At 36.3% G+C, this 16,329-nt stretch carries 17 protein-coding genes; 12 read left to right on the top strand and 5 right to left on the bottom strand.

Annotated features, from left to right (window positions below; all coding sequences use genetic code 11):
* Positions 1-65 precede the first annotated feature (65 nt).
* From RCG19_RS15610 to RCG19_RS15590, 5 genes are all read left to right on the top strand, one after another.
* Positions 66-1,187: a histidine kinase N-terminal domain-containing protein gene (locus RCG19_RS15610; RefSeq protein WP_308107881.1), complete on the top strand. Its 1,122-nt coding sequence runs from the start codon at positions 66-68 to the stop codon at positions 1,185-1,187.
* Positions 1,188-1,303: 116 nt separating this feature from the next.
* Positions 1,304-1,861, top strand: a complete 558-nt coding sequence (locus RCG19_RS15605) for a GNAT family N-acetyltransferase (protein ID WP_308107880.1) — start codon at positions 1,304-1,306, stop codon at positions 1,859-1,861.
* A gap of 153 nt (positions 1,862-2,014) precedes the next feature.
* Entirely contained in the window at positions 2,015-3,319 is a 1,305-nt protein-coding gene (locus tag RCG19_RS15600; RefSeq protein WP_308107879.1) for a hemolysin family protein, read from the top strand.
* A 187-nt stretch (positions 3,320-3,506) separates the two neighbouring features.
* Entirely contained in the window at positions 3,507-3,908 is a 402-nt protein-coding gene (locus RCG19_RS15595; RefSeq protein ID WP_308111008.1) for a MerR family transcriptional regulator, read from the top strand.
* A gap of 61 nt (positions 3,909-3,969) precedes the next feature.
* A complete protein-coding gene (locus tag RCG19_RS15590) occupies positions 3,970-5,322 on the top strand; it encodes a hemolysin family protein (RefSeq protein WP_166241722.1) in 1,353 nt (450 codons plus the stop codon).
* 47 nt (positions 5,323-5,369) lie between these two features.
* Here the strand turns inward: RCG19_RS15590 and RCG19_RS15585 are convergent, their stop codons facing one another.
* Both RCG19_RS15585 and RCG19_RS15580 read right to left on the bottom strand, forming a co-directional pair.
* Positions 5,370-5,666, bottom strand: a complete 297-nt coding sequence (locus RCG19_RS15585; RefSeq protein WP_166241724.1) for a hypothetical protein — start codon at positions 5,664-5,666, stop codon at positions 5,370-5,372.
* A 124-nt stretch (positions 5,667-5,790) separates the two neighbouring features.
* On the bottom strand, positions 5,791-6,048 hold the full coding sequence (locus RCG19_RS15580; RefSeq protein ID WP_308107878.1) for a CGCGG family putative rSAM-modified RiPP protein: 258 nt from the start codon (positions 6,046-6,048) through the stop codon (positions 5,791-5,793).
* 269 nt (positions 6,049-6,317) lie between these two features.
* Here RCG19_RS15580 and RCG19_RS15575 point away from each other — a divergent pair, with 269 nt between their 5' ends.
* Positions 6,318-6,629 carry a HesB/YadR/YfhF family protein gene (locus tag RCG19_RS15575; protein WP_308107877.1) on the top strand — a complete coding sequence of 104 codons (312 nt, stop codon included), beginning with the start codon at positions 6,318-6,320 and terminating at the stop codon, positions 6,627-6,629.
* A 71-nt stretch (positions 6,630-6,700) separates the two neighbouring features.
* On the opposite strand, the gene RCG19_RS15570 is transcribed toward RCG19_RS15575, so the two are convergent.
* Positions 6,701-7,234 carry a putative periplasmic lipoprotein gene (locus tag RCG19_RS15570; RefSeq protein ID WP_308107876.1) on the bottom strand — a complete coding sequence of 178 codons (534 nt, stop codon included), beginning with the start codon at positions 7,232-7,234 and terminating at the stop codon, positions 6,701-6,703.
* Positions 7,235-7,527: 293 nt separating this feature from the next.
* Between RCG19_RS15570 and atpB the strand changes: the two genes are divergently transcribed.
* The 4 genes from atpB to RCG19_RS15550 all read left to right on the top strand — a co-directional run bounded on the left by atpB (position 7,528) and on the right by RCG19_RS15550 (position 10,975).
* On the top strand, positions 7,528-8,214 hold the full coding sequence (gene atpB, locus RCG19_RS15565; protein WP_374049551.1) for a F0F1 ATP synthase subunit A: 687 nt from the start codon (positions 7,528-7,530) through the stop codon (positions 8,212-8,214).
* A 22-nt stretch (positions 8,215-8,236) separates the two neighbouring features.
* Positions 8,237-8,632 (top strand): F0F1 ATP synthase subunit B, encoded by a 396-nt coding sequence (locus RCG19_RS15560; protein ID WP_308107875.1) that lies wholly within the window; start codon positions 8,237-8,239, stop codon positions 8,630-8,632.
* A 4-nt stretch (positions 8,633-8,636) separates the two neighbouring features.
* Entirely contained in the window at positions 8,637-9,602 is a 966-nt protein-coding gene (locus RCG19_RS15555) for an AtpZ/AtpI family protein (RefSeq protein ID WP_308107874.1), read from the top strand.
* A 116-nt stretch (positions 9,603-9,718) separates the two neighbouring features.
* A complete protein-coding gene (locus tag RCG19_RS15550; protein WP_308107873.1) occupies positions 9,719-10,975 on the top strand; it encodes a DUF445 domain-containing protein in 1,257 nt (418 codons plus the stop codon).
* Positions 10,976-11,030: 55 nt separating this feature from the next.
* Here RCG19_RS15550 and RCG19_RS15545 read toward each other — a convergent pair whose 3' ends face one another.
* Together RCG19_RS15545 and RCG19_RS15540 are read right to left on the bottom strand one after the other, a co-directional pair.
* On the bottom strand, positions 11,031-11,837 hold the full coding sequence (locus RCG19_RS15545; protein WP_308111006.1) for a 5'-nucleotidase, lipoprotein e(P4) family: 807 nt from the start codon (positions 11,835-11,837) through the stop codon (positions 11,031-11,033).
* A 132-nt stretch (positions 11,838-11,969) separates the two neighbouring features.
* Positions 11,970-13,370: an amino acid permease gene (locus RCG19_RS15540; RefSeq protein ID WP_308107872.1), complete on the bottom strand. Its 1,401-nt coding sequence runs from the start codon at positions 13,368-13,370 to the stop codon at positions 11,970-11,972.
* Positions 13,371-13,752: 382 nt separating this feature from the next.
* On the opposite strand from RCG19_RS15540, the gene RCG19_RS15535 reads away from it, so the two are divergent.
* Positions 13,753-14,991: a PucR family transcriptional regulator gene (locus RCG19_RS15535; RefSeq protein WP_374049550.1), complete on the top strand. Its 1,239-nt coding sequence runs from the start codon at positions 13,753-13,755 to the stop codon at positions 14,989-14,991.
* Positions 14,992-15,118: 127 nt separating this feature from the next.
* The gene (gene ald, locus RCG19_RS15530) at positions 15,119-16,252 is read left to right on the top strand and encodes an alanine dehydrogenase (protein ID WP_308107871.1); all 1,134 of its coding nucleotides are present in this window, start codon (positions 15,119-15,121) and stop codon (positions 16,250-16,252) included.
* Positions 16,253-16,329 lie beyond the last annotated feature (77 nt).

The raw sequence follows: 16,329 nt of genomic DNA, 5'->3' as shown, positions 1-16,329 counted from the left end.
ATTTTTGCCTTTATCATCGAATTAACATGGTAATCAGTTTTGTGAATACCATGGGGGGAGACAACATGTTTACGGGAGAACAAACGGATTTAATCGTTTTTTTTAATCAAAACAAGGAGACCTTAGTGCAAGAATGGGAAAATGCTATTGTGGTCAATCAAGGAGATCCCTATAAAATGAAAATTCGTGAAAACGGGGAAGCTTTATTAAATGTGCTATTTTCGATGCATTTGAAATCAAAACAAGAGCTCCTAGAAATTCTTGAAAAACTTGCGATAGAGGTATCTGAGGAAAGAGTTTTAGCCGATATTAACATTGGTGACTTTGTCTATAATGTAAATTTGGGCAGAACGATTCTATACAGCAATTTAGGTAAATCTGGAATATCATGGTCCGACATGCAGGAAGCGATCAATATGGTCAATTTTTGCTTCGATAAATTTCTCTATTTTGCCGTATCTCATTTTTCGGAAGCAAAAAATAAAATCATCGAAGAAAAAACACTGTTCATTGACTCCACACACCAAGACCGGTTGACCCTTCTTGGTCAAATGACTTCAAGCTTTATTCATGAATTTAGAAATCCACTTACATCTGTACAGGGATTTATTCAATTACTTAAGGGTGATTTTCCTAACATGAGATATTTGGATATCATTTCGAGTGAGTTAGATCAACTAAATTTTCGAATATCACAGTTCTTATTACTTTCAAAGAAGGAATTAATTGGGAAGGAAAAGGTTCACTTTCAGCTAAATCAGCTAATTGACGAGGTATTAAACTTCCTTTATCCAAGTATTTTAGACAGCAAAGTAAAAATTATTAAAAATTTACGGGATGACTTCACTCTAAATGGCTATGCTGATGAAATTAGGCAAGTTTTCATCAATATCGTTTTTAACGCAATTGATGTACTTAACCATCATGAAGTAGCTAATCCCACTATCGAGATCAATAGCAGTATAGACCCGAACGGGAAAATTAAAATTAGTATTTCCAATAATGGTCCAATAATCCCTGCAGAATTGCAAAAGACCATTTTTGAACCCTTTTTCACAACTAAAAAACTAGGGACAGGATTAGGATTATTTGTATGTAATGAAATAATCGAAAAGCATAAAGGGGATTTAACCTGTGACTCCGTCCTGGATAAAACCACCTTTTCAATATACCTGCCCATGATCTAACAGAAAACGGTAAATCCCACTTTTTCCCAAAGAGGGATTTTTTATATGATTTTTTTCCCGACAGTACACTCTGCTGCATATGATGTACAAAAAAATTTTTTCGGGAGATTAGGCATATGTTTACATTAAAGGTTGATCATGAAATTGAACTTCAACTATTTCAACAGCATCATGCCCTACAGCTATATCAGCTCGTGGAGGAAAATCGGGAGCACTTACGCGAATGGATGCCATGGGTGGATAGCATGACTTCCCCCTATCAATTTGAGTCGATTATTCCAGTATGGCTTTCACAATTTGCTGAAAATAGTGGAATGAACGTTGGGATTCTTTACAAAGGGGAACTTGTTGGCTCATTGGGATTACATCAAATTGATTGGTATAACAGCATGGCTAGCATCGGCTATTATCTTGCCAGAAATGCGGAGGGGCATGGAATAATCACACGTTCTGTTCAAGCACTTTTAAATTATGCCTTTTTCCAATTACGATTAAACCGAATCGAAATACGTTGCGGGGTAAAAAACAAGAAAAGCAGGGCAATCCCTGAAAGACTTGGATTTGTAAAAGAGGGGAAACTTCGAGACGGAGAACAATTAAATGGTTCTTTCCATGATTTAATTGTCTATAGCATGTTGTCCCGGGACTGGGATACATTCACAGTTAAGCGTTAGTTATGCCGTCTTTTTGACGGCATTTTGCATGAGACTGCCCTCCTATTTGCTAATCAAAACTTTTTTTGAAATAATAATAATAAGTTGAATTTCGAATGTCTAGAGCGAATCGTAAGTGAGGTGGCATACCTTACTCAGGAAGTAAGGGTACCGATGATTTGGATAAATGTTTTCATTATAGCTATATTAATTGCCTTAACTGCTTTTTTCGTAGCATCAGAATTTGCCATCGTAAGGGTAAGAACAACGCGAATCGATCAATTAGTATCTGAAGGACATAAAAAGGCTGAAGCGGCAAGAAAGGTAATTTCTAATATGGATGGGTACCTTTCCGCCACACAAGTAGGCATCACCATTACTTCCTTAATCTTAGGTTGGCGGGGTGAGTCTACTATCCGAGAGATTTTGGAACCAATCTTTTCATGGGTTCATATTCCGTTATCTTTGGAACCCATTATTGCAACGTTTCTGGCATTTGCCATTATTACTTTCTTCAATGTAGTCATTGGTGAATTAGCGCCAAAAACATTTGCCATTCAAAAGGCTGAAGAAATCATTTTGTTATTCGCTGGGCCATTAATTCTTTTTTACAAAGTTTTGTATCCGTTTATTTGGATTCTTAATCGGTCTGCTCGAACCATTACAGGACTATTCGGAATCAAACCTGCTTCTGAACAAGATCTTGTCATGTCTGAGGAAGAATTGCGGATGATCCTGTCCCAAAGCTATGAGAGCGGAGAAATCAATCAATCTGAGTATAAGTATATGAATCGAATATTTGAGTTCGATGATCGGATTGCCAAAGAAATTATGGTGCCAAGAACTGAAGTTGTTACGCTATCTAAAACGGCCAAAATGGACGAAATCATCGAAACCATTAAGCAGGAAAAGTATACGAGATATCCTCTAATCGATGGTGATAAAGATAATATTTTGGGTATTGTCAATATTAAAGAGGTTTTAACAGATTGTATTGAGCAAAAATGTCTCGGTGAAGAACCACTTATCCCCTATTTAAAGCCTGTGATTCATGTGATTGAAACGATACCCATTAAAGAGCTTTTAGTGAAGCTGCAAAAAAACCGAACACATTTAGCTGTTTTATCAGATGAGTATGGCGGTACAGCAGGAATTGTTACGGTCGAAGACATTCTTGAAGAAATTGTCGGTGAAATACGTGACGAGTTTGATATGGATGAACTTCCTCTGATCCAGAAAAAAGAAAATGACCATTTCATTTTGGATGGAAAAGTCTTGATTGGTGAAGTAAATGACCTCCTTGGTACTACACTTGAAGAGGATGATGTCGATACAATTGGCGGTTGGTTCCTGACACAAAAGTTTGACGTCCATAAAGGTGATACCATTGAAACGGACGGATACCTGTTTCAAATAAAGGAAATCGAAGGACACCATATCGTATACATTGAAGTTAAAAAAATAGCGTCTCCTGATTAGGAGGCGTTGTTTGTCAATTAAATTTTTGTAATATTTTGATTTCATTATTCATATTTACTGATATTTACCATAAAATAGTGTTATCAACAACTATTCTAACCAGAACGTTTGACTGTACAGTTTAAATTCTTTATAATTATTGTTAATTTAAAAAATGTTGAGGTGGTAAGATGGGGCTGTCTATCGAATTGGTGAAATAGCAAAAAGAGCTGATGTTTCAAAACGAACAATTGACTATTATACGTCTATTGGTTTATTGAAGGCACAACGCTCTAAGTCAAATTACCGCATTTATTCGGATGAATCATTGGAGGATTTAAAGTTTATTGAGGAATGCAAGAGTCTGCACTTTCCATTAGACGAGATTAGAAGAAAGCTAGAAATGCGTAAATCCATAAACATTCGTGAATCAGAGGTAGAAAAACATGTAAGTGCTGTTACACAGCAAATGAAGCAGCTTCATAGCGACTTATTTGATCTTCAACCTATTCTGGAAAAATTGGATGATCAACAAAAAGAGAAGCTAACCAACAATCTTAGCTTGCTGCGTACAGCGCTCATGAATTCCCTTCTGAATGTCACGAGTTAATTTTTTTAAATTACTGGGAGGTGACTCCTTACCCGTCTAAAAACGGGATAAGGGAACTTATTTGGACATATTTAACTTGGTTATTATAGCCATTTTAATTGCCTTAACTGCTTTTTTTGTAACTTCGGAATTTGCTATTGTTAAAATTAGAAGTTCGAGAATCGATCAGTTAATAGAGGAAGGAAATTCGAAGGCTGTTTCCGCAAAAAGGGTCATTTCAAACCTTGATGAATATCTGTCTGCCTGTCAATTAGGTATAACGATAACGGCCTTGGGTTTAGGTTGGATAGGGGAATCAACCATTGAGCATATGCTTGGGCCTCTCTTTCAAAGGCTAAACGTTCCTGAGAGTGCAACGCAAATATTATCAATTGGAATAGCATTTGCGACCATTACGTTTTTACATGTGGTCGTTGGCGAGCTCGCACCCAAAACACTGGCCATTCAAAAGGCTGAACTAATTACGCTACTTGTCTCACGCCCGCTTATCCTATTTTATAAAATTATGTACCCATTTATTTGGGTTCTTAATGGGTCTGCTCGGATTGTTTCAAGTATGTTTGGGTTAAAGCCTGTTTCCGAAAATGAAATTGCCCATACAGAGGAAGAGCTTCGAATTATCCTATCTGAAAGCTATAAAAGTGGTGAAATTAACCAATCAGAGTTTAAGTATGTAAATAAAATCTTTGAATTTGATAATCGTATCGCAAAGGAAATCATGGTTCCACGAACAGAAATGGTTTCATTGTCAAAGGATGATTCATTAGAAACTTTTCTAGAGGTTTTACGTGAAGAAAAGTTTACACGATATCCTGTTATTGATGGCGATAAGGATCATATCATAGGCCTTATCAATATCAAAGAAGTTATGACTGATTTAATTGGTAATGAAAATTTATCATCTCAAACACTAGAAAGCTATTCGCGGCCAATTATTAGAGTAATAGAAACGATACCCATTCATGATTTGTTAGTAAAAATGCAAAAAGACCGTGTGCATATGGCCATCTTAATGGACGAATATGGTGGGACTTCAGGGCTTGTTACGGTTGAAGATATCCTTGAAGAAATCGTTGGCGAGATCCGTGATGAATTCGATATGGATGAAATTCCAGAAATCCGCAAAATCAAAGAAAATCATTATATTATTGACTCTAAAGTATTAGTAACAGAAGTGAATGATTTATTAGGTGTAGAAATTGATGATGAAGATGTAGATACCATTGGCGGCTGGATTTTAACCGAAAATTATGAGGCCAAAGAAGGCGACATCATTCACCATGATTCATATACCTTTAAAATCCTTGATATGGAAGAACATCATATTAAATATTTGGAAGTTACAAAAAATGTTCATAATGAAGAAACAATAACCCCGAAAATTGCTGTATCCAAATCAGAGGTATTATCGTAATAAGTGAAAAATAGACCGATGCGCTCGGTCTATTTTTCTGTTTACCATTATTTTGATTGTGAAATAATAAGTTCCTCTTCTACTTTTGCAATTTTCACCAAATGTGAATCAAGGCGGCGATTGATATGCTGAATATCTTTACTTTGCGTTTCTTCAATACGCTGAAGGGAATCTTTAATGTCAGATAAATCTATTTGGTTGACTTCAACTCTATGTTCAATGCTGTCCATTTTCTCTAATCTTGCCAGTCTTTTTTCAATGTTATCCAGTGTGGTATTAAAAGTATTGATTAGACTTTTTATATCATCGACATTCTCAGAAATCTTTTCAAATTGTTTTTCCATGATCAAAAACTCCCTTATTCTATTTCCTTTATTTTATCATCGTTTTCACTATAAACATGTTACAAAAACGGCAACAATAAACGTTAAAAATCAAAAATAATTTTAGAAGTTTTTGTGAACAACATTAATTCTTCCAAACCCGCAGTACATATCCCCCACATCCACATTGGTCAATGAATTTAATCCTTACCATATCTGGATACATTTCCTCAATTAAAGGCTGTAAATAATCAGTAGGATTTCCAAAATGTGAAGATGTCACAAGGTTTACAAAACGGCCGGAAGCTGTTTCCTCCACCGCCTCTAATGCGTCCTTTATTATTAGGTCAATATCCTGTTCATATTCGTCGTGTTCCAGATCTTTTGTCCAATCCTTATTCATATTCTCCTCCAATAAAGTAAATTAATTGAGTTATCTCTATTAAAACATTTTATTCATCATTCCATATTGATTTATTGCACACTTGTGAACAATCCGAAGCAAAAAATTGAACAATTTATTAAATCAACACGGTTTGGGCCTCACCGTGAATATTGTCACATGCAAAACATATGAAAAATTATAAGCTTTCACTATAAGGGAAAGGTCTTTTATATGTAGTCATTTTTATCCTAACGGAATATCAACAAGGAAAAGGTTGGTGTATAAGTATGTTCATATCTATTGATGAAAAAGCCTCTTTATGGTTCACGCGAGAATTTGAATTCAATAAACCATTCAGCATTCGTATGTATCCTCAATATGCCGGGTTTGGACAGAAACATAAAGGTTATAGTCTAGCTTTTTCGGCCGAACATCCTGCAAACATTGGCTTTACAAAAGAAGTAAATGGCATTACGTTTTATGTTGAAGGGAATGATGTTTGGTTCTTCGAAGATACTGAAACTTATTTGACTGTTGATGATCATCTAGATGAAATTCAAGTAAGCTACAAAGAGGAAATAAGCGCGGTTATTAGTTAATACTGACTTTTACTTTATCCAAAGTCAAAACGGGCCGGGTGATCTATCATCCAGCCTGTTTTGCTTGACAATTAGTTAACTTGTTTACCTAAGCTTGGTGGAAGTAATTTTGCACTTTCAAATACCTTACCAAGTTTTTCCTCAGCTTGCGCGAAAGTTTTATCCGCCGCATCTAGGGATGGAGCATCTTTTTTCAATTCATCCGCTTTTTCTTGGTATGAAGCCGCATATTCTTTTACTGCCGCCTCAAGATCAGTTTTTTGTTCTTTTAGCTCAGTAGGAATTTGAACACTATTTAGTTCAACGGCTACAGCAGAAGCTGATTCACTCGCTTTAGCACGATCCTCAGCAGTTGGTAATTCTTCAGGCTTAGCATCTTCCTTGGTTGCTTTTGCTACATAAGAATTTAATTCGGCATCTTTTGCATTAATTTTGTTTCCAAGATCCATATAGAATTTAACTAATTCTTTTTTTACTTCCACTTTTGGTGCCGCTGCTTCTTTTTGATCTTCTTTCTTTTCTATTTTAGACTCATCACTGTTTGAACAAGCGGCTAGCGCCATAGCCATTGTAATGGCTGATAATAATACTAAGAATTTTTTCATCTGGTGTTCCCCCTATTTCTATTTTAGCCTTGATAATTATATAAAATATTACTATTCTACACAATACAATATGTAAAACAACTTAATGCTAACAAACTTTCAAACCTTGTTAACTGTACTATTCAGAAAATTAAGTAATTACTGTGAACTATGTTACAATAATTACTTTTTTTGTATATAATATATATGACACGAGTTATTCCCTCACACTCAATTGTTCCTTACTATTCCGAATCCATACTTTTCATAGAAAGGGGTTGGACATCACGGAACACTCGAGGCCTCAAATAGTTTTGTTTCATTTAACGTTTGATTTATCCATCATTTTAACCACAACCATTGCTGCAATTTTTGTTTTTCTCATTGCTTACTTATTTACAAGAAATCCTACAATAGGTGTACCAAGAAGATGGCAGAATATGATGGAGTGGATTCTGGAGTTTGTTAAGAACATCATGAATTCTTCAATGGTGGCTTCCAACAATTTATTTATATTGTCAACTGGAGTTGCACTCTTAATGTACCTATTTATTGCAAATCTGATGGGAGTTCCCTTCTCTATTATTACTGTTGAAGAACATCCCGTTGCCTGGTGGAAATCTCCTACCGCTGACGCTCATGTTACCATGACGCTTGCCATCATGATCATTGCTTATACCCATTTCATCGATATCCGCTTACATGGCTTTAAACATTTTTTTGTAAGTTTCTTCAAACCCTTTAAGGTCCTATTCCCTATCAATGCCATCGAACAACTTGCTACAACCTTAACGCTCGGTCTTCGATTATTTGGGAATATTTACGCCGGCGAAGTTATGCTTGCCCTGATTGCAAACACTGTAACCCATGGATTCTTTATCATCCTCCTAGCTTCCGTGCCAATGTTAATCTGGCAGGCATTTTGTATTTTTATCGGTACAATTCAAGCATATATCTTTGTCACACTTACAATGGTTTATATTGCACATAGATTAACCTAAAAAAGTGAAGGGAGTAATAAAGATGGGTGATATTACGTTATTTGGGCTGCCAATTTCATTGGGCACCATGATTTATCAAGCCATTATTTTTACCATTTTAGTTTTCATTTTAAAGAAATTTGTTCTAATAAAGCTTGTGGATATCCTCGATAAACGAAAAGAGCATATCGAAGAGCAATTAAAATTGACCGAAAAATACAAATTTGAAGCAAAAGTTAACTTTGAAGATAGTCAAGACATTCTAAAACAGGCTAAAATAGAGGCAAGGGAAATAATAAAGCACAGTGAAAATCAAGCAAAACAGTTGATTCAAGAGGCAAAAGATGAAGCGAAACAAATTAAAAAGACTGCAAAAGACGAGGCATTTCGAACAAAGACACGCACTTTTCCCCAAAACACTCAAATAAAGGGGGCATAAACTGATGAGGCACAAGTTTACTAAATACTTGGGCAGAGTAACAGAAAATCTCGAATTAGGTTTTGAAGAAAAGTGGATTTATGTTCATTACACAATAGGAGCCCGTGAGAAAACGGCCTGTCTATTGAAGAACGAAAATAAATCCGATGAAGAGTATCTTAAAAGCTTTTTCGAAGAAAACAAGGTGTCGGCAGAAATGAAAAACGAAGTTAAGAGATTTTTAAAAGATGAAAAGAACCGCAATGAAACACATTGGAATGAGTTCACGACCTTTCTAATGAAAGCCCTTTCCTTAAACATGGTTTTTGGGATTGCTATTGCTTTATCCGTTTATTGCGGGTTTAAGCTAGGATCTTTTCTAGATCAGCGATTCGAACTATACCCCACCTTTACATTGATTGGTACATTTTTAGGAATTGGCGTTGGAGGATTAACAGTTTATTCGATGGTCCAAAAATACTTTAAATCGCCCAAACAGGAAAAACCAAAAAATGAAAATCCTAAAGGAATGGATTTGACTAATAAAATAAACTATCCAATTATTGATGTAACCATTGATGATGTAAGGAAAGCCGTTAGGACATTTTCTGATCATTTACCAAAGGGAGTATTCCGGACGATTCTTGTGCAGGAAGATGGCAGTATCGACTTTAAACAGCTTGCCCCTCTCCTTGGTGGAGTTCCTGCTAAAAAGTTTTATATGTCAAAAGAAACCTATGATCTCTTTGAAGATAGTGAAAAACAAATTCCAATTGAAATGGATATCGTGCAAAGGGCTGTTGATCAATATGTGAAGGATCACAAGGAATATCCCATGTTAAAATTTGATCCACATCATAGGGTGAATTATTACCAGCTCATGCAGGATCATTACCTTAAAACAGCTCCTGAAACACAATTTTATATTACAAACCTTGATGGTCTCATCACACATATAAAGCCACAGAAAAAGAACTCCTCTCTTAGCTAATGAGAGGGTCTTTTTTTATTTCTTATTGAAAAAGAAGTTTTTTTTTGCTTTTTTTCCAGCTATATTGAGATAATAGCACTAAACAATATTTCATAAACAAAACGAGGGGTACAAAGATGTTAAACCAGAAAAATAAATCGCAGCATTTAGCGACTATTTCTCTTGCGGTGATGGCAATCGGATTTTTGTCAACACTCCCCATACGGGATTCGCTTTGGGGAATCATCCTACAGGGGGGGTTTGAAGCAGGTCTCGTTGGGGGGCTTGCGGATTGGTTTGCGGTAACCGCCTTATTTCGGCACCCATTGGGCATTCCCATCCCCCATACTGCATTGCTGCCAAAGAATCGGAAGAGAATTGTCGCCGGGATAATTTCAATGTTGGAAAATGATTGGCTGACGAAAGAGAGCATTCGGAAAAAAATTGAAACAATCAATTTTTCTAAAAGACTATTTGAAATCATTGATAAGGAAATCTATTCAAAATCAGTTCAAAAGAATATCATCATCCTTATCCAACATTTGATTAATACAGTCAACACAAAAAGCATTGCTCCTATAATTGAAAAGGAACTAAAATCTCAGCTAAACAAATTAGATAGTAAGAACTACCTTCCACTGATGATCGATCAGATCTCGGAAAGAAAATATGATGAAAAAACCCTTGATTATATTCTGAAAGAAATTAATGAATGGGCTGAGAAGGATAGTACGAAGTATAAGCTAGGCGGATTAGCTGTTGACGCTGTGGAAAATATTAAAGCAGATGGGTTTATGCAGTTTGCATTAAAGTCATTTAGTAATCTTGTTAACGAAGAAAAGCTCGGTAATATTATTCAAGGCCTAATTCTAAAAGGGGTGGATAGCTATCGCAATCCATTTAACCAAAATAGACAAACTTTAATGATTCATATTCGTAATAAGCTGCAATCAATAAAAAGTGATGAAAAAATTTACGATGAACTTAATCAATTAAAAACTCATTTGATTACAAAGTGGGAACCTGAAGAACAAATTGTCTCTTTACTTGATCAATTGAAGCAAAAAGCATCTGATTTTGTCGAAAATCCAAGCTTCTCGGAAGATTACCTTCTCCCCATTATCATTAATGGGCTCGGTCATATTAAAGAGGATTCAGAAAAAGTTGTCGCATTTGAAACTTGGATAAAGCAGCATGTTTCCAGTTTTATTGATAAAAATCATTCAAGAATTGGTAAGCTCGTCGAGGAGAATTTAGAAAGATTAGACGACAAAACCCTTATAAACATGGTTGAAACGAATGTCGGTAAAGACCTGCAATGGATTCGTGTCAATGGGGCTGTTTGTGGATTTTTAATTGGGCTCGTTTTAGTGGGGATTAAAGCATTCCTTTAAACCTTAGAAGGGAAACCGCTACCGACCAATTATGGCGGCGGCGGTTGTTTTTTTATTAGTCATTTTCTAAGTATTGCTTTCGTAACTTCGCTTTTTCTTCATCCGTTTTTCTGTAATTATAATCATATACTGCTCCTTCCCAATCCCCATACATAGGGTTAGGGAACACGATTAGCTTTTTACCGAATTCTTCTTTAGTTTTTTCAACAGCTTGAAGCCTTCCGGAGACTGATAACTGATCGAAGCCGCTAAAGTCACTTAAGTTGTCACCAAAAAGTAAAACAATATCATGTGTCCTTGCAACTTTCATCCTTCGAGTTTCTTTTCCTTTTTCACCAGGCTGTTTTAATAAAACATGATTTGGGTCGACTTGGGGCGCGCCAACACTTTGTAAATTTCTCATTGTCGCCTCTTTTTGCGCCTCTTTACGGTTGGATATGTAATAAATCGCAACCCCCTTAGAATCTGCATACTGTAAAAATTCAACTGCTCCAGGTAAGGCCATAGCTTCACCTCTGCTAAACCATTCCCTCCACGTAAATGGTTTATCTTTTCCATGTAGCACAAACCATGCAAGATGTGGGCTGTTATCAAGAATTGTCTCATCAATATCAAGAACGATCGCAGGCTTTAAACTATTTTTCGGCCATTTACTAAGGATCTCATCCAATCTCAATTTTCCTATATAATAACCCTGGTAGTATAATGCCTTTGCTTCTGCTGATTTTTGGTACCAAAGAACCGACATCGTATTTTGATCATACAAATTAACTGATGCTCTTCCCTTAGTTTCCGCATTCACCTGTGCACTTGAAAGCGATAGTAAAAATACTAAAGCAATTACCCAACGTGACATTTTCATCATTATTTTGTAAACCTCCTTTTTCATACATCCTTAGTATGTGAAAAAAGGTAACCACCTAAGTGATAAAATAAAAAAAACAGCAGGTCCAAATCAAGTTGTCCCTCGCTGCTTTTGAAAAGATTATCTAAATTAACTAACTTGTTTTTTCGCTACCGTTTCAATTGAATCCCGTTTATGGAAACCTTTCATATAATAAACCGCAACTAAAAAGATAATGAAAAGCGGCCCAATAATAACAGCTATTCTTGTATCCGCACTATAGCCCATAATGCCAATTACAAAAGCTAAAAATGCAAGGGCTAGGTAAGACGAGAAAGGATATAGGGGAAGCTTGTATTTTAATGTTTTCACTTCTGCAGGTTTCAGGCTTTTGCGATATTTAAGTTGCGATAGGAGGATGACTCCCCATGTCCAAATCGCACCAAACGTGGCAATACTTGATAACCAGGTAAATACTTTCGCTGGTACAATGTAATTTAACACGACTCCAATTAATAACACGGCTGCAGATGCTAAGACTGCTTTCCCGGGAACTCCAGTCTTTGTTACTTTGCCAAATTGTTGCGGTGCCTCACCATGCTCAGCTAAATTAAATAGCATCCGGGCGGTACTAAAAATACCGCTATTACATGATGAAAGTGCAGCAGTTAGAACAACAAAGTTAATAATTCCTGCTGCGCCCTTAATACCGATTTGTTCAAATGTTAAAACAAATGGGCTACCCTTTGTTCCAATTTCCTCCCAAGGGTAAATGGACATAATCACAAATAGTGCACCTACATAAAAGATCAATATCCGCCAGAAGACTGTATCAATCGCTCGGGAAAGAGATTTTTCTGGGTTTTTTACCTCTCCTGCTGTTACCCCTATCATTTCTAATCCCAAATAGGCAAACATAACCATTTGTAAAGATAATAAAACACCTTTCATTCCATGTGGGAAAAGTCCACCATGTTCCCATAGGTTAGAAATACCTGTAGCAATGCCGCCATTTCCAAATCCAAAGAAGATCATGGCACCACCCACAGCAATCATTGCTAAGATCGTTACAATTTTAATTAATGCAAACCAAAATTCTAATTCACCATACGCCTTAACTGCTAGGAAGTTGATAGTTGCCATTATGACTAATGCTGCTAGTGCCCAAATCCAACGTGGAACAGTTGGGAACCAATATTCCATATAAATCCCGATTGCAGTAATTTCCGCCATACAGGTAACAATCCATAAAAACCAATAATTCCATCCCGTGATAAATCCTGCAAGTGGGCCTAAATAATCGCGGGCATATGCACTAAAAGAACCAGCAACAGGCTTTTGGATAGCCATTTCGCCAAGCGCTCTCATAATAAAAAACATGATTAGACCTGCAACAGCATACCCAACTAGAATTCCTGGGCCTGCCATTTTAATGGTTGTGGCAGAGCCTAGAAATAATCCAACCCCAATACAAGCGCCTAATGACATTAAAGCAATGTGTCTTTCCTCTAAACCACGATGAAGTTCTTTCCCTTGAGTATTGTTGCTCATATATTAATCTCCCCTTTGATTAATAAACTTCAATTTCCCATTTACCCAAATGTTCTGGATCCACACTATTATTGTAAGAAGGGTAAATGATCACCATTCACCTTCTTAATATAAAAATAATACTTTTAATACTATAGCAACTCTAAGCCTTTTTCTACCTCCTATATATTTTGACAACGCTTTCAAATAAGAAAAGCTCAAATTGTTCCTCTTTTGAACTTTTTATGAAATTATTTTAACATTATTGTGAACAATCTTATTTTGTTAAAAAACGAGAAATTTTTATTATTTTTTTGTAAAATTAGACAAAGACAACTTTTTTTCGTTCAACCCAAAGGTAGACGAACCTTGTTCCTATATATATATTGTGGAGGTAATCAGTTTGAATGCTAAGCAACAAGATCCCTTTAAAACTTCGTTTGAAAGTTTAGATGAGTTTGCTGACCTCATTAGTCAAGTATTAATGTGCCCAATTACAATTGAGGATGCCAACCATCGCCTTCTAGCCTACAGTACACATGATGAACGCACAGATCCTGCAAGAATTTCTACGATTATCGGTCGGAGGGTGCCTGAGAAGGTGATCAATCAATTATGGAAAGAAGGAACCATTCCCGCACTGCTAAAGACCCAGGAACCTATTCGTGTAAAGAATATGAATGATATTGGTCTTAACCACCGCGTGGCGATCTCTATCTGGAAGCAAGATGAGGTATTAGGATTCATTTGGGCAATCGAAATCGATAAAAGATTATCTGATGAAGAGTTGGATTTACTAAAAAAGGCTGCAGATGCCGTAAAAAATAAATTGTTGCAGTTGCAAACGCGCAAAAATAAGAAAGAGGAGCATTCACAAGAATTCTTTTGGAAACTTTTAACAGGCCATCTAAAGGGAGAAAAAGAGATTTTTGAAAACTTCCAATCGTTGCAAATCACACCTTCCCTCTCTTTTGCTGTAGTGGTATATCAATTCCGGCAAAATATCACAAGTAAAGAGGAGCAGTCCATCTCCTATCTGTTAAAAACCAGCCAACGGATAAAATTTATGCTCTATACCATTGATTGCAATCAGCTTATTTTATTAGTCTCTACAGCAAATATCGATGACCCCTTTCATGAGCTTGATCATTTTGCTCAAGGCTTTGTTTGGAAAATGAATGAACGGTACGGAATTACTGATATCACGCCAGTATATAGCAGTATTTATAAGGATTATCAATTAATCGGCAAAGCTTATAAAGAAACATTGGAGGTGCTGTCGATTAAAGAAAAATTCCCAATAGAAACAAAAGATATATTCAATTATCAAGGACTTGGCATCTATCAATTATTCGAGGTCATCTTAGAAAAAAGGCGAGATCAAGAATATGAAAATAACTCATTAAAACGACTCCATGACTACGACAAGAAGCATAATAGTAATCTTGTTGAAACATTAGAGGTGTTTCTAAATCAAGATAACAACATTAATGATGCAGCTAGAGAATTAAATGTCCATGCCAATACATTAAATTATCGATTAAAACGTATTGCCGAAATCGGAGAGGTTAATTTCAAGGATCCCAACCAAAAAATGATTCTTTATCTCGATTTAAAGCTGGAGAAATATCAGGGGATTTGAACATTTTGTGAAAATCCCCAAAAACATTGAAAATATTTCTCCTTTCTTAACAAAGAATTTCTGTTGAAATCATTTTATACTTTAGCCATAGCAAAACATTACAAAGTTAATTAGGGAGGAATTACGGATGTTTATTGGGGTACCTAAAGAAATTAAAAATAATGAAAATCGCGTAGCACTTACGCCTGCAGGTGTTGTTACATTAATAAAAGCTGGTCATAAAGTATTAGTAGAAAAAGAGGCAGGAATTGGAAGCGGTTTCACTGATAACGATTACGCAAAAGCTGGTGCGGAAATTCTTGAAAGCGCTAACCAAGTTTGGACGAAATCAGAGATGATTATGAAGGTAAAAGAACCACTTTCAAGTGAATACCAATATTTCCGCCCAGGTTTAATTTTATTTACTTATTTACACCTTGCTGCAGAACCTTCATTAGCACAAGCACTTAAAGAGAAAGGTGTTCTTGCTATCGCCTATGAAACTGTTTCAGCAAATAGAACTCTTCCACTACTAACACCAATGAGCGAAGTAGCTGGACGAATGGCAGCCCAAATTGGTGCACAGTTCTTACAAAAGAATAACGGTGGTCAAGGAATCCTGCTCGCTGGTGTACCAGGAGTAAACCGCGGGAAAGTAACCATTATCGGCGGCGGTATCGTGGGTACTAACGCTGCAAAAATGGCCATTGGCTTAGGTGCAGACGTAACGATCATTGACTTAAGCGCAGACCGTCTTCGTCAACTAGATGATATTTTTGGAAATCAAGTAAAAACGTTAATGTCAAATCCATTCAACATTGCAGAAGCAGTTGCGGAAGCCGATCTTTTAATCGGTGCTGTCTTAATCCCAGGCGCAAAAGCTCCGAAGCTTGTAACTGAAGAAATGGTTAAGTCAATGAAGCCTGGCTCAGTAATTGTCGATGTAGCGATTGACCAAGGTGGTATTGTGGAAACTTCAGATCATGTCACAACACATGACAACCCAACATTTGAAAAACATGGCGTTCTCCATTATTCTGTTGCCAATATGCCTGGAGCTGTTCCAAGAACTTCAACCATTGCTTTAACAAATGTAACAGTTCCATATGCATTGCAAATTGCCAATAAAGGTGCAGTAAAAGCAATTTCTGAAAATGCTGCATTAAAACTAGGTGTGAATGTTGCAAATGGGGAAATCACTTACGAAGCGGTAGCAAAAGATCTTGGTTACGATTATGTAACAGTGGAAAATGCCTTAGAAAAAGAACTTTCGTCTCTTTAATAAAAATTAAAAAAGGATGTCGTCAATAGGTTTAACCTATTGATGACATCCCTTTTTTATATCTAGCTTCAGCGCCC

The sequence above is a fragment of the Neobacillus sp. OS1-2 genome (assembly GCF_030915505.1).
In the GTDB taxonomy this organism is placed as follows: Bacteria; Bacillota; Bacilli; order Bacillales; family Cytobacillaceae; genus Neobacillus.
This window is presented reverse-complemented; position numbering and strand designations above follow the sequence as displayed.